The sequence below is a fragment of the Cohnella sp. genome, from assembly GCF_041641335.1.
Taxonomy (GTDB): Bacteria; Bacillota; Bacilli; order Paenibacillales; family Paenibacillaceae; genus Cohnella.
This window is the reverse complement of the sequence record NZ_JBEPYQ010000023.1, coordinates 1-25,281: the sequence shown is the minus strand read 5'-3', so window position 1 is coordinate 25,281 and position 25,281 is coordinate 1. Positions and strand designations below refer to the sequence as shown.

Annotated in this window: 22 protein-coding genes; 12 read left to right on the top strand and 10 right to left on the bottom strand. The window is 58.4% G+C overall.

Annotated features, from left to right (window positions below; all coding sequences use genetic code 11):
- Positions 1-150: 150 nt before the first annotated feature.
- From ACESLM_RS09735 to pepT, 8 genes are all read left to right on the top strand, one after another.
- Entirely contained in the window at positions 151-1,065 is a 915-nt protein-coding gene (locus ACESLM_RS09735; RefSeq protein ID WP_372631375.1) for an ABC transporter permease, read from the top strand.
- A gap of 14 nt (positions 1,066-1,079) precedes the next feature.
- Complete coding sequence (locus ACESLM_RS09730) at positions 1,080-1,976, top strand: carbohydrate ABC transporter permease (RefSeq protein WP_372631374.1); 897 nt, start codon at positions 1,080-1,082, stop codon at positions 1,974-1,976.
- A 31-nt stretch (positions 1,977-2,007) separates the two neighbouring features.
- Positions 2,008-3,690: an ABC transporter substrate-binding protein gene (locus ACESLM_RS09725; protein WP_372631373.1), complete on the top strand. Its 1,683-nt coding sequence runs from the start codon at positions 2,008-2,010 to the stop codon at positions 3,688-3,690.
- A 679-nt stretch (positions 3,691-4,369) separates the two neighbouring features.
- On the top strand, positions 4,370-5,647 hold the full coding sequence (locus tag ACESLM_RS09720) for an alpha-L-fucosidase (RefSeq protein ID WP_372631372.1): 1,278 nt from the start codon (positions 4,370-4,372) through the stop codon (positions 5,645-5,647).
- A 14-nt stretch (positions 5,648-5,661) separates the two neighbouring features.
- Complete coding sequence (locus tag ACESLM_RS09715) at positions 5,662-6,717, top strand: asparaginase (protein ID WP_372631371.1); 1,056 nt, start codon at positions 5,662-5,664, stop codon at positions 6,715-6,717.
- Entirely contained in the window at positions 6,714-8,225 is a 1,512-nt protein-coding gene (gene pepV / locus ACESLM_RS09710) for a dipeptidase PepV (RefSeq protein ID WP_372631370.1), read from the top strand. Before ACESLM_RS09715 ends, pepV begins: the two co-directional genes overlap by 4 nt.
- A 109-nt stretch (positions 8,226-8,334) precedes the next feature.
- The gene (locus ACESLM_RS09705) at positions 8,335-9,735 is read left to right on the top strand and encodes a leucyl aminopeptidase family protein (protein WP_372631369.1); all 1,401 of its coding nucleotides are present in this window, start codon (positions 8,335-8,337) and stop codon (positions 9,733-9,735) included.
- A gap of 198 nt (positions 9,736-9,933) precedes the next feature.
- Positions 9,934-11,166 carry a peptidase T gene (pepT, locus tag ACESLM_RS09700; RefSeq protein ID WP_372631367.1) on the top strand — a complete coding sequence of 411 codons (1,233 nt, stop codon included), beginning with the start codon at positions 9,934-9,936 and terminating at the stop codon, positions 11,164-11,166.
- 93 nt (positions 11,167-11,259) lie between these two features.
- Here pepT and ACESLM_RS09695 read toward each other — a convergent pair whose 3' ends face one another.
- From ACESLM_RS09695 to ACESLM_RS09685, 3 genes are all read right to left on the bottom strand, one after another.
- Entirely contained in the window at positions 11,260-11,598 is a 339-nt protein-coding gene (locus tag ACESLM_RS09695; protein WP_372631424.1) for an MGMT family protein, read from the bottom strand.
- Between the two features lie 204 nt (positions 11,599-11,802).
- Positions 11,803-12,912, bottom strand: coding sequence for an MBL fold metallo-hydrolase (locus ACESLM_RS09690; RefSeq protein WP_372631366.1), 1,110 nt, complete (start codon positions 12,910-12,912; stop codon positions 11,803-11,805).
- Between the two features lie 190 nt (positions 12,913-13,102).
- Entirely contained in the window at positions 13,103-14,020 is a 918-nt protein-coding gene (locus tag ACESLM_RS09685; protein ID WP_372631365.1) for a peptidoglycan-binding domain-containing protein, read from the bottom strand.
- A 156-nt stretch (positions 14,021-14,176) separates the two neighbouring features.
- Between ACESLM_RS09685 and ACESLM_RS09680 the strand changes: the two genes are divergently transcribed.
- Positions 14,177-15,160, top strand: coding sequence for a DUF1835 domain-containing protein (locus ACESLM_RS09680; protein ID WP_372631364.1), 984 nt, complete (start codon positions 14,177-14,179; stop codon positions 15,158-15,160).
- Positions 15,161-15,173: 13 nt separating this feature from the next.
- On the opposite strand, the gene ACESLM_RS09675 is transcribed toward ACESLM_RS09680, so the two are convergent.
- Together ACESLM_RS09675 and ACESLM_RS09670 are read right to left on the bottom strand one after the other, a co-directional pair.
- A complete protein-coding gene (locus ACESLM_RS09675) occupies positions 15,174-16,418 on the bottom strand; it encodes a TolB-like translocation protein (protein ID WP_372631363.1) in 1,245 nt (414 codons plus the stop codon).
- A 90-nt stretch (positions 16,419-16,508) separates the two neighbouring features.
- Positions 16,509-16,997: an HPP family protein gene (locus ACESLM_RS09670; protein ID WP_372631423.1), complete on the bottom strand. Its 489-nt coding sequence runs from the start codon at positions 16,995-16,997 to the stop codon at positions 16,509-16,511.
- 203 nt (positions 16,998-17,200) lie between these two features.
- Here ACESLM_RS09670 and ACESLM_RS09665 point away from each other — a divergent pair, with 203 nt between their 5' ends.
- Positions 17,201-18,172, top strand: a complete 972-nt coding sequence (locus ACESLM_RS09665) for a GntR family transcriptional regulator (protein WP_372631362.1) — start codon at positions 17,201-17,203, stop codon at positions 18,170-18,172.
- Positions 18,173-18,395: 223 nt separating this feature from the next.
- Here ACESLM_RS09665 and ACESLM_RS09660 read toward each other — a convergent pair whose 3' ends face one another.
- From ACESLM_RS09660 to ACESLM_RS09645, 4 genes are all read right to left on the bottom strand, one after another.
- Complete coding sequence (locus ACESLM_RS09660; RefSeq protein ID WP_372631361.1) at positions 18,396-19,313, bottom strand: polysaccharide deacetylase family protein; 918 nt, start codon at positions 19,311-19,313, stop codon at positions 18,396-18,398.
- Positions 19,303-20,589 carry an MFS transporter gene (locus ACESLM_RS09655; protein WP_372631360.1) on the bottom strand — a complete coding sequence of 429 codons (1,287 nt, stop codon included), beginning with the start codon at positions 20,587-20,589 and terminating at the stop codon, positions 19,303-19,305. Before ACESLM_RS09655 ends, ACESLM_RS09660 begins: the two co-directional genes overlap by 11 nt.
- Before the next feature lie 114 nt (positions 20,590-20,703).
- Positions 20,704-21,411, bottom strand: coding sequence for a DNA alkylation repair protein (locus tag ACESLM_RS09650; protein ID WP_372631422.1), 708 nt, complete (start codon positions 21,409-21,411; stop codon positions 20,704-20,706).
- 75 nt (positions 21,412-21,486) lie between these two features.
- Positions 21,487-22,650, bottom strand: a complete 1,164-nt coding sequence (locus ACESLM_RS09645) for an iron-containing alcohol dehydrogenase (RefSeq protein WP_372631359.1) — start codon at positions 22,648-22,650, stop codon at positions 21,487-21,489.
- Between the two features lie 174 nt (positions 22,651-22,824).
- Here ACESLM_RS09645 and ACESLM_RS09640 point away from each other — a divergent pair, with 174 nt between their 5' ends.
- Positions 22,825-23,970: a lipocalin family protein gene (locus ACESLM_RS09640; RefSeq protein ID WP_372631358.1), complete on the top strand. Its 1,146-nt coding sequence runs from the start codon at positions 22,825-22,827 to the stop codon at positions 23,968-23,970.
- 251 nt (positions 23,971-24,221) lie between these two features.
- Here ACESLM_RS09640 and ACESLM_RS09635 read toward each other — a convergent pair whose 3' ends face one another.
- On the bottom strand, positions 24,222-24,890 hold the full coding sequence (locus tag ACESLM_RS09635) for a hypothetical protein (RefSeq protein ID WP_372631357.1): 669 nt from the start codon (positions 24,888-24,890) through the stop codon (positions 24,222-24,224).
- Positions 24,891-24,983: 93 nt separating this feature from the next.
- Between ACESLM_RS09635 and ACESLM_RS09630 the strand changes: the two genes are divergently transcribed.
- A partial coding sequence (locus ACESLM_RS09630; RefSeq protein ID WP_372631356.1) for a hypothetical protein occupies positions 24,984-25,281 on the top strand: 298 nt, incomplete at its 3' end.

The window sequence follows — 25,281 nt, the reverse complement described above, 5'->3', positions numbered from 1 at the left end:
TGAATAGTCTATGAACGTGGAATAAAAGCGCTTGCAGCCCATTCTAAATTCGTGCATAGTCCTTGATTTTGTCTTCTTTACGGACGAGCTTGCCCCCCTCTATACTTCGAATCACCGGCCGGAAACAACAAGTCTTAAGCCGAGGGGGGATTGCAGCTGAGAACCTTGACCGATGTAAGGAAAGGCTGGCAGTTGTACGCGCTGTTCGCTCTGCCGCTTCTTTACATCGTCGTATTCAAGTACGTACCGATGTTTGGAAACGTTATCGCGTTCAAGCAATTCACGGTCACCAAAGGCCTGTTCGGAAGCCCATGGGTCGGATTCGCCCACTTCGAGCGTTTCTTCAATTCCTACGAATTCTGGAGATTGCTGAGAAACACGCTGTCTATCAGCTTCTACACCTTAATCGCCAGCTTTCCCTTTCCCATCCTGCTGGCTCTGGGATTGAACTACGTAAAGCACGAGCGGTTCAAGAAAACGGTACAGATGGTCACCTATGCGCCTTATTTCATTTCATTGGTCGTCGTGGTCGGTTTGCTGTTCCAGTTTCTCGACCCTCGGACCGGCATTATCAACTCGTTCCTGGGCTGGTTCGGCGTAGATCCGATCAACTTCATGGGCCAAGCCGGCATGTTCCAGTCGATCTACGTCTGGTCCCATGTGTGGCAGAACGTCGGATTCGCCTGCATTATCTACTTGGCGGCGTTGGCCGGCATCGATCCTTCGCTTCACGAGGCCGCCGTCATGGACGGCGCGAGCAAGGTGCAGCGCATGCGGCATATCGACTTGCCCGGCATTATGCCGATCGCGGTCATTCTGCTTATTCTGAACACGGGTCAGATCATGGAGACCGGCTTCGAGAAAATTTTGCTGATGCAAAATGCGCTGAATCTGCGAGCCTCCGAAGTCATCGATACCTACGTGTACAAAATCGGGCTCGTTTCTCAAGCGCTTAACTTCTCTTACGCGACTGCCATCGGCTTGTTCAAAGCCGCCATAGGATTCGTACTGCTCATCGTCGTAAATCAGACGGCCAAGAAAGTGGGGCAGGAAAGCCTATGGTAGGAGGAACGAAAGCCATGCAAGCCAAGCCGATTCGGGAGTCGGGCGGAGACCGCGCCTTCAACATCGTCAATTCCATGATGCTGACGATCGTGCTCATCGTCGTGCTGTATCCGCTCGTCTATGTCGTAAGCGCTTCCTTCAGTTCCAGCTATGCCGTCCTGTCGGGCAAAGTGTGGCTGTGGCCGGTGGAACCGTCGCTCGACGGCTACAAAGCCGTATTCAAGAACAAGAACATCCTGACGGGCTTCCAAAACACGTTCTTCTATACGATCGCAGGAACGCTCATCAACGTCGTCCTATCGATTCTGGCCGCTTACCCGCTGTCGCGCAAAGACTTCCGGGGACGGAACAAGTTCATGCTGCTGTTCGTCTTCACGATGATGTTTAACGGAGGGCTCATCCCGACTTATTTCGTCGTGAAAGACTTGCATATGATCGACACCGTATGGGCGATGCTGATACCGACCGCGCTGTCCGTATGGAACGTCATCATCATGCGCACCTACTTCCAGACGACGATTCCGGGCGAGTTGCTGGAGGCGTCGCAGATCGACGGCTGCAACGATTTCCGCTTTCTGCTGAAGATCGTCGTGCCGCTGTCGGGACCGATTATTGCCGTCATCGCGCTCTTCTATGCGGTCGGCCACTGGAATCAATATTTTAACGCGATGATCTACTTGAAAGACCCGCAGCTGTATCCGCTTCAGCTCATTCTCAGAGATATTCTCGTCCAGAACGAAGTTCGGATCGACATGCTGGGAGACGTCAAATCGGCGGCGGCCCGTCAAGGCTTGCGCGAGCTGCTCAAATACTCGCTGATCGTCATCTCGTCCGTCCCTCTTATGCTCGTATATCCGTTCGTTCAGAAGTTTTTCGTCAAGGGCGTCATGATCGGTTCGATTAAAGGCTAATTTAATTCGCAATCACTTCGGGAGGGTCTATATGAAGAAATCCTTGTTCAGCTTGATCGCGACTGTACTGCTGTTATCCACGGTTCTGGCCGCTTGCTCCGGTTCCAAGAACGACGGAGGCTCCGCCTCCTCCAGCGCCCCTGCGGGGAGCGCAAGCGCAGACGGCGGGCTGCTGACCGAGCCTGGCACTTATCCGATTACGAAGGAAAAAGTAACGCTGAAAGTCATGGTACGCGGCAATCCGCTCGTCGAGGATTTCTCGACCAACGAATTCACCAAATGGTACGAAGAGAAAACGAACGTCCATATCGAATGGGAAGTCGTTCCGGAACAGAGCATGCAGGAGAAGCTGAACCTCGTGCTCGCCAGCGAAGACTATCCGGACGTCATCTTCGGCATGAACGTGTCTCCGGCGCAAGAGATGATCTATGGCTCGCAAGGCGTGTTCCTGCCTTTGAACGACCTGATCGAGAGCCAAGGCACGCAGACGAAGAAGCTGTTCGCCGAACGTCCGGACATCAAGGAAGCGATCACCGCTCCGGGCGGCAACATCTACTCCTTGCCGGAAGTCAACGAATGCTATCACTGCTCGATGAGTCAGAAAATGTGGATCTACCAGCCGTGGCTCGACAAGCTGGGCTTGAAAATGCCGACGACGACCGAAGAGCTGTACGACGTGCTTAAGGCGTTCAAGACGCAGGACCCGAACGACAACGGCAAGGCGGACGAAGTCGCGCTGTCCATCTCTCCGAAGTCCTGGAGATCTTCTATCGACGGCTTCCTGATGAACTCGTTCATCTACAACCCGATCTACGGCACGACGAAGCGGCTGTTCGTCCAGGACGGCAAGCTTGACGTCTCGTACACGAAGCCGGAATGGAAGGAGGGCCTGAAATATCTGAACAAGCTCTACTCCGAAGGTCTGATCACGCCGGAATCGTTCACGCAGGACGACAACCAGCTCATCCAGGTCGGAGAAAATCCGGACGTCCCTCTGCTCGGCGCCTCTACGGGCGGCCACCAAGGCGTATTCACTCAGCTTCTCGGCGAGAGCGGACGCTGGAACGAGTATAAGACGGTTCCCGTGCTGAAGGGCCCGAACGGCGCGCAGTACGCTCCTACGGACGCGACGAGCCTGACGACCGGATCTTTCCTCATAACGAACAAGGCGAAAAATCCCGAGGTCGCGCTTCGCTGGGCCGACGGCTTGTACGAATACGAGCACACGCTGCGCAGCAACTACGGCCGTCCGGATCAGGAATGGCGCAACGCGACGGAAGGCGAGATCGGCATTAACGGCCAGCCGGCCAAGTGGTCCGAGCTGAAGTCGTTCGGCGAAGTCCAGAACGTCAACTGGGCGCAGACCGGTCCGGCGCTCCGCTCCAACGAATTCCGCCTGAGCGCGGTCAGCAAGGGCGACGACGATCTCGAAGTCATTCTCTACAACGAAACGAAAAACAACTACGAGCCTTACAAATCGGGCGCCTACGCGACCGTTCCTCCGCTGTTCATGACGAACGAGCAGGCAACCGAAATCGCGGATCTCTCGAAGACGGTCAACGACTACGTAGAGGAAATGCTCGCCCGCTTCGTCACCGGCGACGCGGACGTCGAGAAAGATTGGGATACGTATCTCAAGACGCTCGACAGCATGAATCTGAACCGTCTGATCCAAATCTATCAAGAAGCTTACGACGCTCAAATTAAAAAGTAATCCGGTTGGAGACTGTCCCATAAGCTAAGTTGCTAGAGATGATCGATAGAAAAAGAAGGGGTATGTGTCTCCCGGAGACTGCCTCATACACTCCTGAAATTACCCTGTCACGGGTTTACCGCAAACATTTCAGGAAACGCTTTTGGGGCCCCCGCAAAGTAATCGGAATAAGCTTCGTAGCTTAACGTCACTTTGTGGGGAGTCTTGCATCGGAGGGAGAGACATACCCCTTTCACCTTTATCATCGATTATCTTTCACAGCAACTTGGTTGGCTTACGGGCCGTCCCCTCCCTCTATCTCGAGAAAAAACTACGGCTGACCAACTGACTCACATCAACTCCGCTAGGCTCTTTTGGAGTAAAAAGGCTATTCGTCATGGCCTCCCCCGTGTGCCAATGTGCGATTCTTTCGAGCAACAATCTTCGTTTGTGCGCCATTCGGGAGACGATAATCGATTCTCTAGAACATCGCCCTCCGTTTGGGCACTATTCGAGAGACGATAACCGATTCTTTAGAACATCGCCCTCCGTTTGGGCACCATTCGAGAGACGATAATCGATTCTTTAGAACATCGCCCTCCGTTCTCCTTGCAATGGCCTCTCCATCAGGCGTTTCGTTGGTCGGTTTATGTATGCGAATTGGTCAGTTGTACAAAAAAATGCAGGAGGTTGTCCGTCCATGAGCACGAGAGAAGAAAGAACGAGAGAGTTTCTGCGCGATCGGTTCGGCATGTTCATTCATTGGGGACTGTACTCGATTCCGGCGCGGGGAGAATGGATTCGCGGCAACGAGAAAATGAGCTTCGAGCAATACAAGGTCTACTTCGACGAATTCGACGCGTCCCGGTACGACCCGAGAGCTTGGGCTCGGGCCGCCAAGGCGGCCGGACAGAAATACGCGGTGCTGACGACGAAGCATCACGACGGCTTCTGCCTGTTCGACAGCAAGCTGACCGACTTCAAGGCGACGAACACGCCGGCCGGACGCGATCTGATTCGCGAATACGTCGACGCTTTCCGCGCCGAGGGGCTGGCCGTCGGCCTCTACTACTCGATCATCGATTGGAATCATCCCGACTATCCGGGCTACGGCGACCGCATCCACCCCGATCGGGACAACGAAGCGGCCAAGGACAAGCCGATCGACTTCGACCGCTATCTGATCTACATGCACGGCCAAGTGCGCGAGCTGCTGACGAACTACGGCAAGATCGATATCATGTGGTTCGACTTCTCCTACGACGACATGACCGGGGAGAAATGGAGAGCGACCGAGCTCGTGCGCATGATCCGCTCGATTCAGCCGGACATCATTATCGACAATCGGCTGGGCGGCGACATCCGCGCGGCGGAGCCGGAAGAATACGCCGGCGACTTCTATTCTCCCGAGCAGATTATCCCGCCGGGAGGCATCGTTGACGCCAACGGCGCTTCGATCCCGTGGGAAGCTTGCATTACGCTCAACGACAACTGGGGCTATCATTCCGGCGACAGAGAGTACAAGTCCGCCTCGCAAGTGATCCGCACGCTGGTCGAATGCGTCAGTAAAAACGGCAACCTGCTGCTCAACGTCGGACCGGACGCCAAGGGCGAAATTACGCGCGAATCTCTCGATGTGCTGGCGGAAGTCGGAGAATGGCTGAGATTGAACGGCGATAGCATCTACGGATGCGGCGCTTCGGATCTAGCCAAGCCGGAGTGGGGCCGTTATACTCAGAGAGGTGATAAGCTGTACGCTCACGTCTTCGATCGAGGCATCGGACCGGTTTATTTCGCCGGGCTGAAGGGCAAGATCAAGCGGGCGCGGCTGCTTCGCGACGGAACCGAATTAAAAGTGGAGCTCCCCTGGATGGCGGAACAGTATTCCGACATCGACAGCGGCGCGTTCATTACGCTGAAAGGCGCGCGGCTGCCCGACGAGAGGGATACCGTAATCGAACTGGAGCTCCTTCCATAGGAGGAACGAAACAGATGAGCAAGTTGACAGACGGACTGGGGGAAGGCTTGGCGAGCGGCGCCGAGCCTCTCGTTCTGGAGTACCGCGGGGGAATTGTGGAGAACGTCCACTACGGGCATGCGTGCGCCGTGAACGAGACGGGCGATATCGTCTGGCAGTACGGCGATCCGGACGCGATTACGTTCATGCGTTCGGCGGCCAAGCCGATTCAGGCTTTGCCCTTTTTCCTGGAGGGCTTCGACGAGAAGTTCGGATTCACGCCGGAGGAGCAGGCGATCATGATGGCTTCGCACCGGGCGCTTCCCTATCACGTGAACGCGCTCGAAGGCATGCTCGGCAAGCTGGGCCTGGACGAAGGAGCGCTCGTCTGCAAGCCGACCTACCCCCTGGACGCGTCTGCCCGGGACGCGCTCGTTGCCGAGCGCCTGCCCCAGCGGCGCATCTACCACAACTGCTCGGGCAAGCACCTTGGCGTGCTCGCCACTTGCATCGGCATGGGCTATTCTCTGGACGACTACGATTCGCCCGACCATCCGGCCCAGCGGCGGATCGCTTCGCTGGCCGCCGAGCTGGCGGAAATTCCGCAGGAGGACATCCGGATCGGCACCGACGGCTGCGGCTTCCCGGTATTCGGCATGCCGCTGCGCAACATGGCGACCGCCTTCCTTAAGCTGGCCTGTCCGGATCTGATCGCCGATCCCGCGCTCCGCGAAGCGGTCCGCAAAGTCACGGACCTGATGAACGCCTACCCTCGCATGATTTCGGCCGAGTATCTGATCTGCCCGAATCTGCTCATGGACGACAATATCGTCGCCAAAGGCGGGGCCAAGGGCATCTACTGCTTCGGCCTGAAGAAGGAACGGATCGGCTTCGCATTAAAAGTCGTCGACGGTTCGGAGGACGAATGGCCGATCGCGGTCGCTGCGATTCTGGAGCAGATCGGCTACGGCAACCGCGAGACGATCGACCGGATGTACCGGATCGGCTCGCCGAACATTCTCAACGACAACGGACGGGTTATCGGCGAAAATCGCAGCGTCATCCAGCTGCGGCGGGGTGAAGCGATATGAGGCGGATCGATTGGCTGGACGAAGCCCGGAGACGGCAAGACGCGCTGCTGCGCGACTTGTCGTCTCTCCTTGCGATTCCGAGCGTGAAGGACGAGTCCTCCGCCGGACCGAACGCCCCTCTTGGCGAGCAGTCCGCCAGAGCTCTCGCTTGGGTACTGGAGCTGGCCGGGCAGCACGGATTGGCGAATTCGACGATCGAAGGCATCGTCGGCTATGCAGATTATGACGGTCCGGAGAGCCTTGCTGAAGGCAGGGACAAGGAGAATCGGGACGACTACATCGCCGTGCTCAGCCATGTCGACGTCGTGCCCGCCAGCGGAGAATGGAAGTCTCCTCCTTTCGAGGCGTCCGTACGCGGCGGCCGGCTGTACGCGCGCGGCTCTCTCGACGACAAGGGACCGGCGCTGGCCGCGTTCTACGGACTGCTCATCGTTAAGGAGCTCGGCTTGCCGCTGAAGCATCGGGTCCGGCTCATTTTCGGAACCGACGAGGAGACCGGCATGAACTGCATGGACGCGTACAATCGCCACGAGCGTCCTCCGCTCGCCGGATTCACTCCCGACGCCGATTTCCCGATCGTCCACGCGGAGAAGGGGCAGATCAACACGGGCATGACGCTTCGCTTGAACGGAGACGGCGCCGGCGCGGAGCTTAAGCTGTGCCGCTTCCGTTCCGGCACTGCCGCGAACATGGTGCCGGACGCCGCCGAAGCGATCGTACACGGCTCCAAGGACCGGCTGGCCGCGGTCGTATCCGAGTTCTGGTCCTATTGCTCCGAACGCGGGCTGAGCGGCTCTACCTCGACCGACCTGCAATTGCCGGAATGCGCGACGATTTTGCGAATGGAAGGCAAGTCCGCGCACGGCATGGCGCCGGAGATTGGCGTCAACGCGGGACTGAAGCTATTGGAGTTTCTCGGAAGCCAGCCGCTTGGCGGAGACGACGAACGGTTCGTCCGCGGCGCGGTCGAGCTGCTCGCCCCGGACACGGACGGGGGAGCGCTCGGAATCGCTTGCCGGGACGAGGCAACTGGAGCGCTCACGGTTAACGTCGGCTTGCTCCGGTACGCGCCCAGCTCGGATGAGGCGTTCTTCCAGCTCAACCTCCGGTTTCCGTCCAGCGCGAACGGCGAGGAGCTTGCGGCCGCGCTGGAAGAGAGGGTGCGGCCTTACGGCTTCTTCCTCACACCGCCGATCGTCAAGCCTCCACACGAAGTGCCCGCCGATCATCCGATGATCCGGGCGCTGCAACGCGTCTATACGGAACAGACCGGACAGCCGGCTACGCTGCTCTCGACCGGCGGCGGCACCTACGCCTGCAAGCTGCCGGGCTGCGTCGCCTTCGGACCGCTGTTCCCGGGCGAAGAGGATACGGCGCATCAGCCGGACGAATGGATCTCCATCGACAGTCTGCTGCAGGCGACGGCCCTGTATGCCGAAGCGATCTACGAGCTTGCGAACATCGACTATGGGAAGGAAGTCGACGGAAATGAGGATCGACATCGTTGAACGGATAGATGAGCTCGCGGCGGCTGACTCAGGCTCGGTTTCGGGCTTGGACTCAGTCTTGAGCTCGGATTCAAATTCAGCTTCGGGTGTGAGTCCGTCGTCGGAGGTTGTGCTGCACCTCGTCTTCGAAGGGGCGAAAGGTATTCCTGGTCTCCACGTTGAACCCACTCCTTCGGCAGCAGCGCTTGGACGGACGAGCTTGCTGTACGGAACGCCCGGAGAGCGGCATGCGGCGATCGTCGGGTTGGGCTCGGCGCACCGCTTGGATGCCGAGCGGCTCAGGCGGGCGGCCGGAAGCGCCGCGCGAGCCATCGGCCGCGAAGGCTACAAGGCGGCGGCGGTCGACCTCGGCGCAGCCGCGGACAGGCTGGGCGCGGAAGGCGGCGTGCAGGCTTGGGTGGAAGGCTGGCTGCTCGGCAGCTATGCATTCGATCGATATAAGACGGAGGCCGCGAGAAAAAGCGCGGTCTCTTCGCTGCGGCTTCTGGCCGGAAGCGCGAACCGGGAGGCCGCGATTCGGCTGGCGGAGAAGGCGCGTCTGCGTGCGGAAAGCGCCATGCTGGCCCGGGATTGGTGCAACGAGCCTGCCAACGTGATGACTCCGGAGCGGCTCGCGGACGAGATCGAGCGGCGTTTCGCAGATGTGCCGGGAGTCGGCGTTCGCATCTATCGCGGAGACGATCTCGCGGCGTCCGGCATGAACGGTCTTATTGCCGTCAGCCAAGGAAGCCGCCATGCTCCCGCTCTCGTCGAACTGACCTATGCCTCCGATCCGTCCCTTCCCTTGGTCGCGCTGGTTGGCAAAGGAATGACGTTCGATATGGGCGGCATGAACGTGAAGACGGGGCGGGATCTGAGCGAGGCCCGCTTCGATATGGGCGGGGCTTGCGCCGTCGCCGGGGCTCTCGACCTGCTGGCGCGCAGCGGCGCGGCGGTCAACGTCGCCGCGCTGATCGCGGTCGCGGACAATGTGCCCGGCTCGGGCGCACTGCTCCCTTCCTCCGTCGTCCGTTACCCGAACGGTCTGACCGTTCAAGTCGGCAACACGGACGCCGAAGGGCGGCTGATTCTCGCCGACGCTCTGCTGCACGCGCAGCGCCTCGGCGCTGCCGAGATCGTCGACATCGCCACGCTGACGGGCAGCGTAGGCCATGCGCTCGGACTGCGAGTGGCCGGCGTATGGGGCGATCCGGCCATAACGGAAGCGCTGCGCTCCTGCGGAGATTCGTGCGGAGACCGGATATGGCCGATGCCGCTCGTCGACGACGACGAGGATCTGCTGCGCAGCGACTATGCCGACCTGAACAACATCAGCTCCAGCGCTTACGGGGGGGCTTGCGCGGCGGCGCTGTTCCTGCGCCGTTTCGTCGGCGAGGGCGTCCGCTGGGCGCATATCGACATGGCCAACACCGTTCAGACGCCGGGCGACCGCGGTTATGAGTCCGCCGGAGCGACCGGCTTCGGCGTTCGGCTTCTGGCCGACTACGTGGAGCGGAACGCCGGCAAGTGAGCTCACTCGTCTCCCCTATGACCATTATCCCTTTCGCTCAGCTGCCTGGGATCTGCCGGATGGGGTTTGCCTGTTTGATCTTGCGGGGTTCTGCCTGTCTGCTCCGGACAGAGCTTTATTCGTCCGCTCCGCTGCGGAGCCCTATTTGGTTAAGAACCGGGACGATGGTAAAATAACTTCGAGGAGCTGAGATAAACCGTGAAAAACGAGATCATAACCCGTTTCAAAACTTATGCGCAAGTCGATACGCAATCCGACGAGAGCAAGCAAACCTGTCCGACGACCGAAGGACAGTTGACATTGGGCCGGATGCTGGCAGAAGAATTGAAGCAGATCGGCATGCAGGACGTGACGATCGACGACAACGGCTACGTCATGGCCACCCTTCCCGCTAACACGGACAAGGATGTGCCGACGATCGGTTTCCTGGCGCACCTCGATACGGCAACTGATTTTACTGGCAAGGACGTCAAACCGCAGATCGTCGAAAACTACGACGGCGGAGACCTCGTGCTGAACGCCGATCAGCGGATCGTACTGTCTCCCCGTGATTTTCCAGAGTTGGCGGAATACAAGGGGCACACGCTGATTACGACCGACGGCACGACGCTGCTCGGCGCCGACGACAAAGCGGGCATGACCGAAATCATGACCGCGATGGCCTATCTGATCCAACATCCGGAGATCAAGCATGGACGCATCCGCGTCGCGTTCACGCCGGACGAAGAGATTGGCCGGGGCCCTCACCGCTTCGACGTGGCGGCCTTCGACGCGCAATTCGCCTACACGATGGACGGCGGACCTCTGGGCGAGCTTCAATACGAGAGCTTTAACGCTGCGGCCGCCCGCATTACATGCACAGGCAAAATCGTCCACCCCGGAACGGCCAAAGGCAAAATGGTCAACTCCGCCAAAATCGCGATGGAGATCAACAACCGCCTGCCCGTCCAAGAGGCTCCCGAGCATACGGACGGCTATGAAGGCTTCTTCCATCTCATCTCGATTAACGGCGATGTAGAGGAGACCAAGCTGCATTACCTGATCCGGGACTTCGACCGCGCCCGCTTCGACGGACGAAAAGCTCTGCTCGCGGCTATCGTGGAGGAACTGCAGGAGAAATACGGCCAAGAGCGGGTCACGCTGGAGATCAAGGACCAATATTACAACATGCGCGAGAAAATCGAGCCGGTTCGCGAGATTGTGGACATCGCCCGCCAGGCGATGGTCAACCTCGGCATCGAGCCGCTCATCCAGCCGATTCGCGGAGGAACCGACGGCTCTCAGCTCAGTTACATGGGGCTGCCTACTCCGAACATTTTTACCGGTGGAGAAAACTATCACGGACGCTACGAATACGTCTCCGTCGATACGATGATCCAAGCGACGAACGTCATTATCGAGATCGCCAAGCTGTTCGAGCAGCGTTCCTAACGGCAGCAAGACAGCAAAGGCAGGCCCGGCTGGGCCTGCCTTTTGCGTTCTATCCGCGACTCTCTCTCTTACTCGTTGCCTACGCAGCTCCGCTTATTTCTTCTCGCTAACGACGTCTCCGTCCATCTCCGGGACATACCGGTACTCATCCAGATCGATCAGGTCGTTCAGGCCGAATTCGACCCCTTCGTTTTCCAGGTAGCGCTTCTGCATGTAACGCCCTTCTCCTTCCTGGATCGCGATCTCCCCTTTGGAGTTGACGACCCGGTGCCACGGCAGCCCGTGCTTCTCGCTTAACGAATGCAGAATCCGCACGACCTGCCTCGCCCCTCTCGGGCTGCCGGCACATGCGGCAACTTGTCCATAAGTCATGACGTATCCTTCGGGAATGCTTTTGATGACTTCGATGACCCGTTTCGTAAAAGGCTGCACCGTCCGCCGTCTCCCCTTCTCCGTATCCTGCTCAAGTCTTACTCCAGGACCGTCCCCTTCGCCCGAATCGCCTTCATAACCGCTTCGCCGCGCGGCGACAATCGGTAACCGGTGCCCAGACTGATCGTCAGGCCCAGCTCTTTCAGCTTGCGGACGGATTCCTTCCAGAATGCGCTCCTTGTACAGCACCTCCGTCGCCTCCCCTTAGATCAGTTCGGGCTTCCACCAAGCCTTTGCCTTCGGCTGAGGATCCGCGATCGGTACGATTTCGCCGATTTTGGGAGTCACCACGGTCGCTCCGCGTTCCCGCGCCGCCTTCGCCGCTCTTTCGACGGGATCGGTCCAGGCATGCAAAGCCAACGTGAACGCTCCCCAATGGATCGGCAGCATCGTCCTGCCCCGGACGTCGAGATGGGCTTGAACGGTTTGCTCCGGCATCATATGAATGGCCGACCATCTCTCGTCGTACTGCCCACATTCCATGAGCGTCAGATCGAACGGCCCGTGCTTGTCCCCGATTTCCTTAAAGTGCGGCCCGTAGCCGCTGTCTCCGCTGAAGTACACCTTGGCCTGCCTTCCGGCGATCACCCACGAGCACCACAAGGTGGAATTGCGATTGCTGCCCACGTTCCTTCCGGAAAAATGCCGGGCAGGCGCGCACACCAGCTTCAACCCTTCATATTCCAACTCGTCCCACCAATCGTGCTCTGTAATGATCGCCGGCTCGACTCCCCACCTTTCCAGATGGGCGGCTACGCCTAGCGGCACGATAAATCTGCGAACTTTGCCGCGAAGCTTCTTGATCGTGCCGTAGTCCAGATGGTCGTAGTGGTCATGAGAGATGACCACCGCGTCGATCGACGGAAGCTCGTCGATCTCGATCGGCAATCGTTTGCTGTAGCGGCGTCCACCCAGCAAAGGAAACGGCGACGGTACCCGGCCCAGCATCGGATCGAGGAAGAGGGTTTTGCCGTCCAGCTTAAGCAGCACCGCCGAATGGCCAAACCACGTCACGGCGGCGTCTCCGCCCGCGCTCAGTCTATCCGGCGTTAATCTCTCCGTCTCCAGCGGTTGTTTGGGCCGGCTTTGGGGATGGCCTTTGATCATATCGACGAACAATTTCAGCCCTGTGCGGAAATCCATGTTCATACTCGTCGGGATCTGATTTTCAAACTTGCGGTCGCGGCTTTGGGGCGAGGCCTCGATCCGTCGCTTGCTTTCCCGCGACGCTTGACCGCCGAGCGGCGGATAATACCGGACAATCAGCAACACCGCGATGGCGACAATCGCAGCTATAAGGATAACTGTTCCCATAATGGTCAACCTCATCTTTCGTGTGCGATTCTGCGAATCTCGTTCGCAGCTAGGTATATAGATATGGTATACCTATTGCCGGCGAAAATCCAATCGAAGACCTCAGAGCTTTTCCTCCGCTTAGAGCAAGCGAGGTCAACCCGAAAAACCCCCTGCTCGCGAGAGCAGAGGGTTCGGGAAAGTGCGCGGATTAGTTGCCGCGACCGCCGTAGCCGTATCCTTTGTCGTCCTTTGTATCGCCTTGCGGAGCTTGAGGCTGCTGCCCGCCTCCGTTGCCGCCGTAGCCTTGGTCGCCTTTGGCTTTGCCATGATCGTGGCCTTCGTCTTCTTTGACTTTGCCGTGATCCTCTACTTTGGCTTTGCCATGGTCCTCGTCCTTGATTTCTTCCTTTTTCTCTTCCTTGATCTCGTCTTTCTTCTCTTCCTTCAGTTCTTCCTTAAGCTCCGTCTTGCCTTTGCCGAGATCTTCTTGCTCTTCTTCTATCCCTTGGCCTTGACCGCCGCCCTGACCAGTTCCGCCGCCGATACCTGCGCCGCCGCCACCTTGGCCAGCTCCGCCGCCGATGCCTGCACCACCGCCGCCCTGACCAGTTCCGCCGCCGATGCCTGCACCACCGCCGCCTTGGCCAGTTCCGCCGCCGATACCTGCGCCGCCTCCGCCTTGGCCGCCTCCGCCCCCGATGCCTGCGCCGCCTCCGCCTTGGCCGCCGTAGCTTCTGCCGTCGCTTTTGCCGCGCCAGCTCTGCCCGCCGCCGATTCGTTTACTCGAATACGCATATACGAGCGACGTGAACGTACGCTTGTCCACCGTTCCCGTCACGGGCAGACCGTGCTTCTTCTGATAGTACTTCACGCCGCGTACCGTAGCTTGATTGTAATGGCCCGTAATCGGCCCGGAATAACTGCCAAGCGCCTTCAACATCCCCTGGATGACGTAGACGTCCGGACCGTGCGCTCCTTTGCCTACCGCCAAGCTCGTCTTGGGCATGCTTACCGTTATGGCGATGGCCAGCGCCGCCACCACGAACCATTTTCCCGCGATTCCCAACCACTTCTTCAGCCGATCGCCCCGCTCCTCGTACCGATCCTGTTCCGTATCCAAATGCATGTGCATCCTCCCTGCCATTTCGGTGATTTCGAATCGTTCTTACTATTCCCAAAATCTCCTGATTATTCAGGAGAAGACGCCTTGCTTTCCGCTGGTTCAGGCCGGATAATGGGTAAAAACGAGAGCCGCCGAAGGGCGGCGGGGAAGGGAGCCGCGATGCTGCATATCGTCAACGGAGACCACGTCGGGGACAGCCTGAGACGCGGAGGAATCCAGGGGGACGTTCTCGTCTGGAGAGAGCTGTATACGGAAGGGCCTATTTTCGCCGACCCCCGCCATGAAGCCCGGACTACGCATATGGTCGCGGCGTTGGGCATTCCGCCGGACCTGTGGAATGCCGGCCTTGCGGAGCAGACGCTCGCTTTCGAACAAACGGCCGAACACGAAGAGATCGTACTCTGGTTCGAGCACGATCTCTTCGATCAAACGATGCTTATCCGCTTGCTTCACGAATTTGAACGGCGGCCGCTCGGGCGAACCCGGCTGAGCCTCGTCTGCATCGGGGAATACCCGGGATTCGAACCGTTTCATGGCCTGGGCCAGCTCTCGCCGGAGCAGCTCATTCCGCTCGCGGATGAACGTCATGAGATTCAACCGGAGGAACTCCGCCTTGGCCGGGAAGCCTGGGAAGCGTATGCTTCGGCCGATCCTCGCTCGCTGACCGACTTCCTGCGGCAAGATACCCGTGCGCTGCCTTACCTTCGCTCCGCCTTCCGCATGCATCTGGCCCGCTATCCTTCCGTTCGCAACGGTCTCGGCATTGTGGAGCAAGCGACTTTGGAAGCCCTTCGCGACGGGGCGGACGCTCCGCTCGAGCTGTTCCGGCTCGTTTCCGACCGGCTTAGCCTCCTGGGCATGGGAGATTTGCAATACTGGCTATATCTTGCCGGAATGATGCAAGGTCCACATCCGCTCCTTGCCGCGCAGCCTACCGTTCGCTTCCCGACGTTCGCGGCCATGTCTCCGGAATTTCAGCATGCACGCATCAGTCTGATGGGTACAGGCGCCAAGGTGCTGAAGGGCGAAGAGGACCGGATAACGCTGAACGGAATCGATCTGTGGCTCGGAGGCGTCCATCTGTACGGTTCGAAGGGAGTATGGCGCTGGGACGAATCGTCGGAAACTCTGGAGCGCAAGTGACCTTCGCTCCCGATCAGCCGTACACGGCCAGAACCTCTCCCCAATTCCCGTAACCGTAATACTGTCTTCCCGAGCCGATGTTTTTGATCCAGACGGAAGGATGCTTTCCGCCGCGTCCCGAGATCAGCGCGTCGGCTTGATTACGGTTAGACCTTACCCAGACCAGCCGCTGCTCCCGGGGAAAAAACTGCGGAGCAAAGTCCCCGTAGCCTTGCGGAGGCTCCGTTACCGAGCTGGCGCGATTGCCCTGCAAGCGGATCTCGACCAGCTTGGGCAGCGGCCAGCTTTCGATCCCGCCCTCGCCTTCGTACTCCTTCGCCCTGGAAGCGATAATGCGGTCCGCTCCCGCCCATGCGAACCCTTGATCCACGAAGCCCTTAGGCGTATACGACGCCGGTTTGCCGGATGCCGGTATTCTCACCGTCTTAAGAACCTTATTGCGGGACACTTCCCGTCCGACGCCGGCGATATAAGCCAACGTATCTTCCCGGTTCGCCCACTGGAACCACTCGCTGCGGTTCAGCATCTGATCGACCGCGTGAAAGCTCGTTCCGTCCGAGGACAACAAGCATAAGTAGTTGTTGCCGTCCGCGGACAGAGAAGCGGTCGGCGTCGCCAGGAACGCGATCCACTTGCCGGAAGGAGAGTATTTGAAGCCGCTCGTGCCGACGGCGAAGAAGTCGTCGGAAGCCTGCGGCAGCGTATACAGCGTCTCCGCCTCCCCCGCAAGCGGGATCTTCAAAATCCGCACACGCTCCCAGCCATCCGGCAGCAGGCTCACGGCTGAAGAAGCGATAAATCCGTTTCCTTCGGGCAGCCAAGAGAAGCTGCCGATGCCTTCCGCTACCGTCCTGGGGCCGCCTTGTCGATCCGGTCGGACCGTGGAGAGCTTGCGATCGGCCGTGTAGGCCAACTCATTGCGATCCGGAGACCATTGGAAATCCGCAATCCCCTCGGCCAGTACGGCCAGGCTGTTCCCCGAAGTCACGTGCCACAGTTTGAGATTCGGCGTTTCCTCGCCCTCCTGGTAAGCGATCCACTCTCCGTCGAACGACCATTGCGGCCGAGAAACCTGTTTCCCTTCGGTCAAGCGCCGTTCTGTGCCGCCGCTCCTGATCCACAAATCCCCGTCTCGCACGAACGCCGCTTTCAGAGTCTCCCTGGGCTCGGCCCCCGCAATATCCGACAATCCAAACAAGAGGAACAACGTCGCGACCAGGACCGCTATCCCTTGCAGTTTCCGAAAACGTACGAGCATTCCGTTTCATCCCCCTTAGAAATTTCCGCGCTAACGGCCGAATTCGCTTAACCGTCCTACGTTGTCCTCTCCTTGGAAAATTTATACGGTTCACAGCCAAAAGGTCGGATACTTGCGTCGGGAGTCCAAATTGTTCACGATCAGCGCCGTCAGCACGATCGCCGCGGAGCCCGCCAGCACGGGATCGAGCAGGAAGGTCCAGGACTCCCCGGCCAGGATGACGACGATCGGATCGGCTCCGGCAGGAGGATGCGTCGTACGGGTCAAGTGCATGAGCGCTATGGACAGCGCCACTCCCAGGGCGACGACCCATCCGTCTTGGCCGAAAGCGTGCAGCAGCGCCAAGCCGACCGCACTGGACACTAGATGACCTCCGACGATGTTGCGAGGCTGCGAGAGCGCTGCGTCCCACAGGCCGAAAGCCAGCACGCAGCTTGCCCCGAACGGAGCCATCAGCCAGATCGAGGAGGTGGAATCGCCCAACAGCGCCAGCAATCCGATTGCGATAAATCCTCCCAGCAAACCGACCGCCGCTGTTCGAGGAACGACTTTGAGCGGACTGCGTCCCGAGCCCGACATTTTTCCCAAGTAATTCTGCAAGCTCTTTATCACCGTCGCCACCCCAAATAACTATTAAGATAATCATATATAACTATTTAAATAGTCTTTTGTCAATGGATTTATCCCAAATGACTAGTCAAATAGACATTTAATTATCCCTATTCCGTTCCGCGCGTGTATAATAAGACTAACTCGACTACCATCGAACGGGGGCGTCCGCGATGAACAATGACATCCGCCTGCAAGCGGATCCCGAATTTTCCTACTCCATCAACGTCCAGATCAAGGAGCAGTTGAAGTGGCTGATCGGCATCGGCGCCATTCGCCCGGGAGAGCTGCTTCCTCCGGCGGGCCAATTGGCGGACGCGCTGCAGGTTAATCGCAACACGGTGAACCTTGTCTATGCGCAGCTTCGCGAGGAAGGTCTCGTCTCGGGCAAAAAGGGACGCGGCACGCAAGTATTGGCCGGCCCCGCTTCGGAGACGCTGATCCGCAAACGGCAAGCGATGCACGAGCTGCTCTCGAGAACGATGCGGGAAGCCGAAGAGAACGGAATCTCCCCGGACGAGCTCGCGCTCGCCGGACTGGCGTTCGCGCGGCTGTTCGGAAAGTCGGCGGCTTCGGACGGCAAGCGGAAGCTGCTGTTCGTCGAATGCCGCGGGCACGACCATCCCTTCTATCGGGAGCAGGTCGAGAAGGAGACTCAAGCGGAGGTCAGCGTGCTGTTTCTGGAGGAAATCGCCGGACGGGCGGACGTTCTTGCCGAAGCGGCTGGGCGGGCGGACGCGGTGGTCACGACGTTGAATCATGCGGATGAGGTACGCGGACTGTTGGAAGGGGTTAACATTCCTTTGCTGACGATCGGGGCGGCGGCCTCTCCGCCGGTGCTGCTGGAGATTGCCCGGATAGAAGCCGGAAGCCGGATTGCTTTCGTCTGTCTCGGGCGGCAAGGCGGGCAGTGGATGGCCGACCGGGTAGCCGAAGCCGGATTGACCCATATCGCCAGCGACGTTGCGGGCACCGACAACCGCGAAGCTCTGCGGAAGATCGTCGAGCAGGCCGACCGCGTCTACGCTTCGTCCGCCGCATATGACGAGCTGCGATCGCTGGCCCCGGACAAAGCCGCGCTCTACCCGCTCGTGTTGGAACGAAGCAGCGAAAAGCTGCTCCGCGACCTGTCTCTCGATCCTTGAATGAAGAGGCTGTCGCATAAGTAAACAGAGTTGTACCTAACGATTATCGATGGATGTATGGTAATAGGCATCTATCTCCTTCCGATGCTATACGATCCTGAAATGGGAACGGTAAACCCGTTAAGAGGTGATTTCAGGACCGTATGAGGCAGTCTCCAGGAGATAGATGCCCTTCTTTTTCATCGATAATCTTGTACTTCCTCACTTATGGACGGCCTCTTCTTTATTTTCTCAGCAGTTCCCTCGTCAGCGCCAACGCCGAACCCAGCCTCGAAGCTCTGCCGTGTTTGCGAATGTGCGTATAATCGGTGAGCGTAACTCCCGCGTCCCTAATCGCATAAGAGAAGTCATCGTCCAGCATCAGACGGTACTCCCACACCCTTTTCTCCCAATGCGGCACGTTCTCTTGCATATAGGCGTCTTCCGCGGCAGGATGAATGTACGTCTCGCTGATCCCCTCGGGCAGGTCGTAGAGCTTGCCGATCAGCTCCTCTTTGAACCGCTCGTAGGTCTCCCCTTCTTGGACGTGAAACGCATGCGACAGCAAATAGTCGGGAATCGCCACGCCCAGCAGACCGGCCAGAGCCGAAGCTTTGGCCGCCGCGCGCTCGACTCCCGGAATGCCGGAGAGCAGCGGATCGCCCGGATGGACTTTGCGGAAGAGGCGGAAGGGCAGCTTCCACTTGGCGCACAGCTTAAGCGCGTGCGGGATGTGGCTTCGGCCCGTCGCGGTGCCGTACAGGCTGCCCATATGATTGTCCGCGTGGCTCAGCCGCAGGCCGGACCGGGCAGCTTTCTCGTATTGGGCGTGCAGTTCCTTTAGCACGGCCTCCGTATCGGCGTGGCGTTCGAAGTCTTCGACCGTCTTATGCATATGGCCGCTCTCGTCGTGGAGCGAAGGGTGCCCGGTCAGACTGGACCAGCGAACGGCGTCGAACTCGCTCGTCAGCGTCAAATGCAGTCCGACGTTCGTCTGTCCTCTGCGTCTGCACCACTCCGCCGCCTCCTCGAAGCCGGGAGCCGGCGCCATGATCGTCGCCGAGGACACCCGCCGCTCTTCGAGCAGATGCATGATCGCTTCGGTCATCGGCCTGCTCTGGCCGAAATCGTCGCAGTTGATGACGAGATACTTAGGACTCATTTGCAGGCTTCCTCTCTATTTTCACGAAGTAAGAAATCACGATCGAGAACGTCAGCAATATCAGCGGAACGACGCTAATCAAATAGCGGAAGGTTTTCTCCGGATCGGGTCCGGGATTGTCCCCGCTCTCGTAGCCGAAAATCATGCCGACGATCCAGAAAGCCACCACCGAAATCAAGCCGCTTGAACGAATAATAAAGCCGCTGACCGCCGTATAGATGCCTTCCCGCCTGCTGCCCGTTTTTTCCGCGTCCATGTCTATAATGTTGCTGTTGACCATCGGAGGCGAGACCAGGAAGCCGGCCAGCCCGAAGCCGACGATCACTCCCGCGATCACGCCGCTGATCAAGCCCGTGCCGAACCAGAGCGGAATAACGGACAGCGCGTATGCGACGAACGACAGCCTCCAGCCTTTCACCGGGTCCATCCGGCGCAGCAGCCAGTACCAGACGCCGACGAGCGGAATGACGGACACGAAGACGGAAGCCAGCAGTATCGTATTTTGGGCCTCGGGAATTTTCAGTACATACTTGGCGTAAAAAGGGATCGTAGCGCTAAGCAAGCCGTTAACCGTCTGCGCGAACGAATTCGCCAGGTTGACCAGCCAGAACGGCTTGTTGCTGAGCGTTTCTTTGAACGCCTCTTTCAGCTTGGGCTGCGGCGCGGCGCTCGCTTCGGGGTCCTCTCTCACAAACCGCAAACAGATGAGCATAAGCACGGCAAACGTTACCGCATACACAATCGCCATATTGCTGAAGCCCATCGCATTGTACAGAAAAGGCGTCGCCGCCGTTCCGATCAGCAGCGCCACGATCTGAAACCCTTGCTGAACGGCGGATGCCTTGGCGCGAACTCGATTGCCCCGGAACAGCTCGGCGAACAACGCGCCGTAGTTGACCCAAATGACGGTCGCCACCGCCTCGTAGAAGATGAGCGCGATCAGGAACCACGTAAACAGCCCCATCTCGGACAGGCTCTCCGGAGGAGAAAACACCATAATGAACGCCAGCGCAAAAAACGGAATCGCTATGAAAATCCACGGTCTCCGGCGTCCATATTTGGATTTGGTCCGATCGGACCAGTAGCCGAACAGCGGCTGGTTAACCGCATCCCAGATCATAAAAATCGTGCGGGCCAGCGTCGCCAGCCCAAGGCCAAGGCCAAGCTTATCCACATAATAATAGCTGTAGAACGTGCTAAACGCCTGGCTCGGAATCATCATGGCCAGCATCCCGAATGCGTACATCATCGGGGTATTCACAAATCTTTGCCGCATCGACACAACACCCTCCGCCAACTTCGAATGTAAACGCATTCAACAAACGTTCTGCCTTTTCCTTCTATATATTCGACAATTGACGGATTATCCGTTGTTTTTTCGGCTCGGACGTTAACAAATGCAGGTTTTTCTTTTTCTTCCGGTTCTGCCCGCTTCCAGCACTTTGACGATATAATCGGTGGCGAGCGGGACCTTGCAAGCCGTCTGTCCGACGTTCACCTGCACTTGCCCGATCTTCCCGGCGACGCGTTCCGCTTCCTCGCTCAGCGGCGCCACGTAGCAGCCTGCCGCAATGACGAAGCCGTTCATCGTATACCGAACCCAGTTGCGCTCTTCGTGAATCGCGTTCTCAATGCGATGCAAATAAGCCTTTATCTCCTCCAGATCCAAACGCTCGTCGGGCGTGATGGAGACATAGTTGGCGTACGTGCTCCACCCGCAGGTCGCGATCAGCTCCTCCGGCGAATCGATCCACTCTCTGGCCAGTTCCAGCGCGAACGGACTCTCGGCGGCCACTCCGGCAACGGTATATTCGGCAACAGCATGCCAATAAGCCTTCCGTACCCACTGCTGCAGCATCTCTCGGGTCGCCGTCCGCGGATCGACGGTCAGTCCCGCCAAATACATCGCGTCGTAGTTGCCCGTCTCGTAGAGGTCGCGGGCCAGCTGCTGATCCTTCTTCACGTCCTTGACCAGCTTCTTCAGATCTCCCACTTTCACGCCGAACAGAGGCTCGCTCGCCCCGTGCCTCAGGAACGTTTTCTTCGTCTGCTCCGTTCCCATTTCCTCCAACTTGCCCATCGCTTCATCCAATGTCAGCGCCATCTACGCTTCCTCCGCATATCGAAGAGACGTCCCCCGGCCGACCCGCGGAACGCCTCCGTCTTATAGAGATTACAAGCTTGCTTTCAGTATGCTCAGAACGTCGTCCCGCGACAGCAGCTTAAACGAGCCGATCGGCCCGAACCGCGTCGCTTCTTCCGCCATCCGCTCCAGATGCTTGTCGTCGATGCCGACCTCTCCGAGCGTCGCCGGAGCGCCGATCCGCGTGAAATACGCTCTCGTCGCCTCGATGCCTGCCAGCGCGATCTCGTCGTCGCTCTTGCCCGCCGGATCGACTTGCCATACCCGCACTGCGTACTGTACGAATTTGCTTATCCGCTCCTTGTACACGTATCTCATCCAGTTCGGGAACAGAATCGCCAGCCCGGCCCCGTGCGCAATGTCGTAGACGGCGCTTACCTCATGCTCGATACCGTGCGTCGCCCAATCCGTCGTCACTCCGTTCGGCAGCGTGCCGTTCAGCGCGTATGTGCCCGACAGCAGCAGGTTCGCCCGGGCGTCGTAGTCCGTCCCGTCGTCCAGCGCTTTCTCCCCGTTCTCGATGACGGTCAGCAGAACGGATTCGGCAAGCCGCTCCTGAAGCGGAATGTCGGTCGTCAGCGTAAAATACTGCTCGAATACGTGCGACATGATATCGACGATCCCGTTCACCGTCTGATCGCGGGGTACCGTATAGGTCAGCTTCGGATCCAATATGGAAAAGCGAGGGTAGACCAGCTTGCTGCCGAGTCCCCTTTTCTGCTTCTTCTCCCAGTTCGTGATGACGGCGTTGCCGTTCATTTCGGAGCCCGTAGCCGCGAGCGTCAGCACGGTCCCGAGCGGCAGCGCGTCTTGAATGACCGCCTTGCGGATCGTGAAATCCCATACGTCGCCGTTGTACACGGCGCCCGCCGCGATCGCCTTCGATGCGTCCAGCACGCTTCCGCCTCCGACCGCGAGGATGAACTCGATGTGCTCCGTCCGGCAAATATCTATGCCCCGGTTGACCGTGGAGAGACGCGGGTTCGGCTCGACTCCGGAAAGCTCGTGGACCGTCGCCCCGATTTCTCGGAGCTGGAACATCACATCGTCGTACAGTCCGGTTTTCTTGATGCTTCCTCCGCCGTATACGAGCAAGATCCGCTTTCCGTAGGGTTCGATCAATTCCCCCAACTGTCCAACCTTGTCCGCTCCGAAGACCAGCTTGGTCGGATTATACCATTCAAATGCGTTCATGCTTCGTATTCCCTCCTAGGCTCTCGGGCCAAAATGGTACTCCTCCTCTAGTGTACCACTCTTTGGCTTGCCTAGCACATTCGTCTTCGTCCAGGGACGAACCGATTACGCCTTCGCGCATACGCTGTAGCAATAGCCTATAGGCAAAGGTCAAGGCAGGTGGATGGGCTCCTCATGAGCGAATGGAGAAAAGAGTTGGCGATCCCCCGGGACGCGGCCCCGCATCCGGAATCGAATCTGGAGTGGTGGTACTGTTATGCGATCTTGTCGGGAAAAGGCGGCAGTCGTTATGCCTTGATGACCGCCTTCTTCCGAGTCGGAGAGCTCCCGGTCGGCAAAGGTCATTATTTGATCTACTCGCTAATCCGGTTGGACAAACCTCAGTTTATCGCCAGGTCGTACTTGGACCGTCCTCTGTTCTACCAGATGACCGGAATGTATCTCCCGATGTACTTCCTGTTTAGGCCGGGGGACCGGTACACGCTGAATCAGTACGGGCAGCTGCTTCAGGGCAAGCTCCCCTCTCCCCACCGGTGGATGAAGAACGTCTCCGTCTCTTCCCGACCTACTGTAGTGCGTTACGGGCAGGCCAGGCTCGCTTTCGAAGATGATGCGAAGGCGGACTTCTCCCTTCGCATCGACGATCCCGAAGGGACAATCGAGCTCGAATTTGCACCGGTTAAGCCTCATTCTTTGATCGACGGGGAAGGCAGCCTGAACGGTCTGTATTACTATTCGTGCACGCGCTACCGCGTAAGCGGGCGCGTTCGTCATGCCGAAGGAGACGAGACGCTGACCGGCTCGGGGTGGTTCGACCATCAGTGGGGGCGCAATTACGATCTGCTCAAGGGAGAGGGGTGGAATTGGTTCGGCTTGCAGTTGGACGACGGCCGCGAATTGCTTGCGAGCGAGCTGCACAAGCCAGACGCACCGCAACGCCCGGGCTCGCCGCATTCGACGCACGGGTCGGGCAATGCCCGCGACGCGCAAGCGATCCTCATCCTGAACGACCGCGCCTATACGACGAAGAACGTGGACATCAAGCCGCTGCGTTCCTGGAGAAGCTTGCGAACCGGGCTGATTTACCCGGTTGAATGGCGGATTCGAGCGCCCGATCTGCGCCTCGACTTGCGCGTCTCCGCCGCGTTCCCGCAGCAGGAAATGCCGATCATCGGCCCGCTGCGGGCAATCTGGGAAGGCGCGTGCCGCGTATCGGGCACCGACCTGAATAGCGGACGCGCCGTCTGCGGCACCGGCTTCGTCGAGCTTGCCGGCTATGCGGCCGTTCAGGACGTCCCCGCCGCCCCTCCCTCTCAGTAGGATAGACACCGGATTAACGGTCGGACAGACCAGACTATAACCTCTTCAGGGTGTACTCTGCTCATTAACGGTCCAGACCGTTAGCCAGGGTCCCGGGGCGGATTCCGACCCTTTAACGTTCTGGCAGACCGTTATCCGAACCATCTGGGCGGGTCCCGGCCCTTTAACGGTCTGGCAGACCGTTATCCGAACCATCTGGGCGGGTCCTCCGCAATTAACCGTCTGCCGGAACTTAGCCGCGCCATCCAAAATTACTGCATGAAATACCGAATAGCCAAACGATAAGAATGAATTCGCATCGTTCCGGACGCTTTCTCCAAAATCTGTTTTTCAATAAGTTGTCGTAGTTCATTTCTTACGAACTTTTCTTTTCTCCCCAGGCAGGCACACGCCATTTCGATAGTGAACGTGCCCAGCGAACGAATCGCGAGACGAACGATCTCCCTCTGATATATAGGAAGCTCAAGCAGCTCATGCCGCGTCTTTCCGTACCACTCTTCCATCATTCTTCGGATATACTTTTGACAATCGATTGGATCCTCTTTTAACTTGTCAACAGAGAACCTTAGAATGTTCCAATTTGCAAGGACAATTTCATTCTGCCTGTCCAAACCGCGCGTGAATGTGTAGCGATCAATATCGCGAACATGAGAACCGAAACCGTCACACTCAATGCAAGTCGGTTCCGGAAACCGGATATAACCGTAGTCCATATAGCAGTACTTACCTTCGGCATCGATAAATTCATACTCGGGATATAGATGATCGAAATTCCCTACAACCGGCCACCAAGTATGTTCCAGAAAAACCCTTTCCCCGAACCCATGACGCTCCTTAATTCTACGAAGGCGTTCCCCGCGACTTTCGCTAATATGCCGGTCCAACCACGCACGATACTCCGTTTCAAATTGATTCTCCATGCCTCACACTCTCCTCATTAAAAAAATAACCGCCCTAGTCCCAGATTGGGAACTAGAGCGGTGTGCTTCACACGCTTTTGTGATTAATATACCATGGATGTTCAAAAATGTAATAATTTCATCGAACAAATTCTCGAATTGGCCCGCCACCTACAACGTTATCCAGTACGACTCCACAACCCCTCCTACCTAACGGTCTGCCAGACCGTTAGTCAGGTCGCCTGGGCGGTTTCCGACCCTTTAACGGTCTGCCAGACCGTTAGTCAGGGCGCCTGGGCGGTTTCCGACCCTTTAACGGTCTGCCAGACCGTTAGTCAGGGCGCCTGGGCGGTTTCCGACCCTTTAACGGTCTGCCAGACCGTTAGTCAGGGCGCCTGGGCGGTTTCCGACC

Excerpts from the sequence above, each read along its gene's own strand:
- ACESLM_RS09670 (WP_372631423.1), bottom strand. The coding sequence starts at position 16,997 with ATGTCGGGCTCGGGACGCAGTCCGCTCAAAGTCGTTCCTCGAACAGCG.
- pepV (WP_372631370.1), top strand. The coding sequence starts at position 6,714 with ATGAGGCGGATCGATTGGCTGGACGAAGCCCGGAGACGGCAAGACGCG.
- ACESLM_RS09675 (WP_372631363.1), bottom strand. The coding sequence starts at position 16,418 with ATGCTCGTACGTTTTCGGAAACTGCAAGGGATAGCGGTCCTGGTCGCG.
- ACESLM_RS09665 (WP_372631362.1), top strand. The coding sequence starts at position 17,201 with ATGAACAATGACATCCGCCTGCAAGCGGATCCCGAATTTTCCTACTCC.
- ACESLM_RS09685 (WP_372631365.1), bottom strand. The coding sequence starts at position 14,020 with ATGCATTTGGATACGGAACAGGATCGGTACGAGGAGCGGGGCGATCGG.
- ACESLM_RS09690 (WP_372631366.1), bottom strand. The coding sequence starts at position 12,912 with ATGGGAACAGTTATCCTTATAGCTGCGATTGTCGCCATCGCGGTGTTG.
- ACESLM_RS09645 (WP_372631359.1), bottom strand. The coding sequence starts at position 22,650 with ATGAACGCATTTGAATGGTATAATCCGACCAAGCTGGTCTTCGGAGCG.
- ACESLM_RS09680 (WP_372631364.1), top strand. The coding sequence starts at position 14,177 with ATGCTGCATATCGTCAACGGAGACCACGTCGGGGACAGCCTGAGACGC.
- ACESLM_RS09725 (WP_372631373.1), top strand. The coding sequence starts at position 2,008 with ATGAAGAAATCCTTGTTCAGCTTGATCGCGACTGTACTGCTGTTATCC.
- ACESLM_RS09635 (WP_372631357.1), bottom strand. The coding sequence starts at position 24,890 with ATGGAGAATCAATTTGAAACGGAGTATCGTGCGTGGTTGGACCGGCAT.
- ACESLM_RS09655 (WP_372631360.1), bottom strand. The coding sequence starts at position 20,589 with ATGCGGCAAAGATTTGTGAATACCCCGATGATGTACGCATTCGGGATG.
- ACESLM_RS09720 (WP_372631372.1), top strand. The coding sequence starts at position 4,370 with ATGAGCACGAGAGAAGAAAGAACGAGAGAGTTTCTGCGCGATCGGTTC.
- ACESLM_RS09640 (WP_372631358.1), top strand. The coding sequence starts at position 22,825 with ATGAGCGAATGGAGAAAAGAGTTGGCGATCCCCCGGGACGCGGCCCCG.
- ACESLM_RS09660 (WP_372631361.1), bottom strand. The coding sequence starts at position 19,313 with ATGAGTCCTAAGTATCTCGTCATCAACTGCGACGATTTCGGCCAGAGC.
- ACESLM_RS09730 (WP_372631374.1), top strand. The coding sequence starts at position 1,080 with ATGCAAGCCAAGCCGATTCGGGAGTCGGGCGGAGACCGCGCCTTCAAC.
- ACESLM_RS09715 (WP_372631371.1), top strand. The coding sequence starts at position 5,662 with ATGAGCAAGTTGACAGACGGACTGGGGGAAGGCTTGGCGAGCGGCGCC.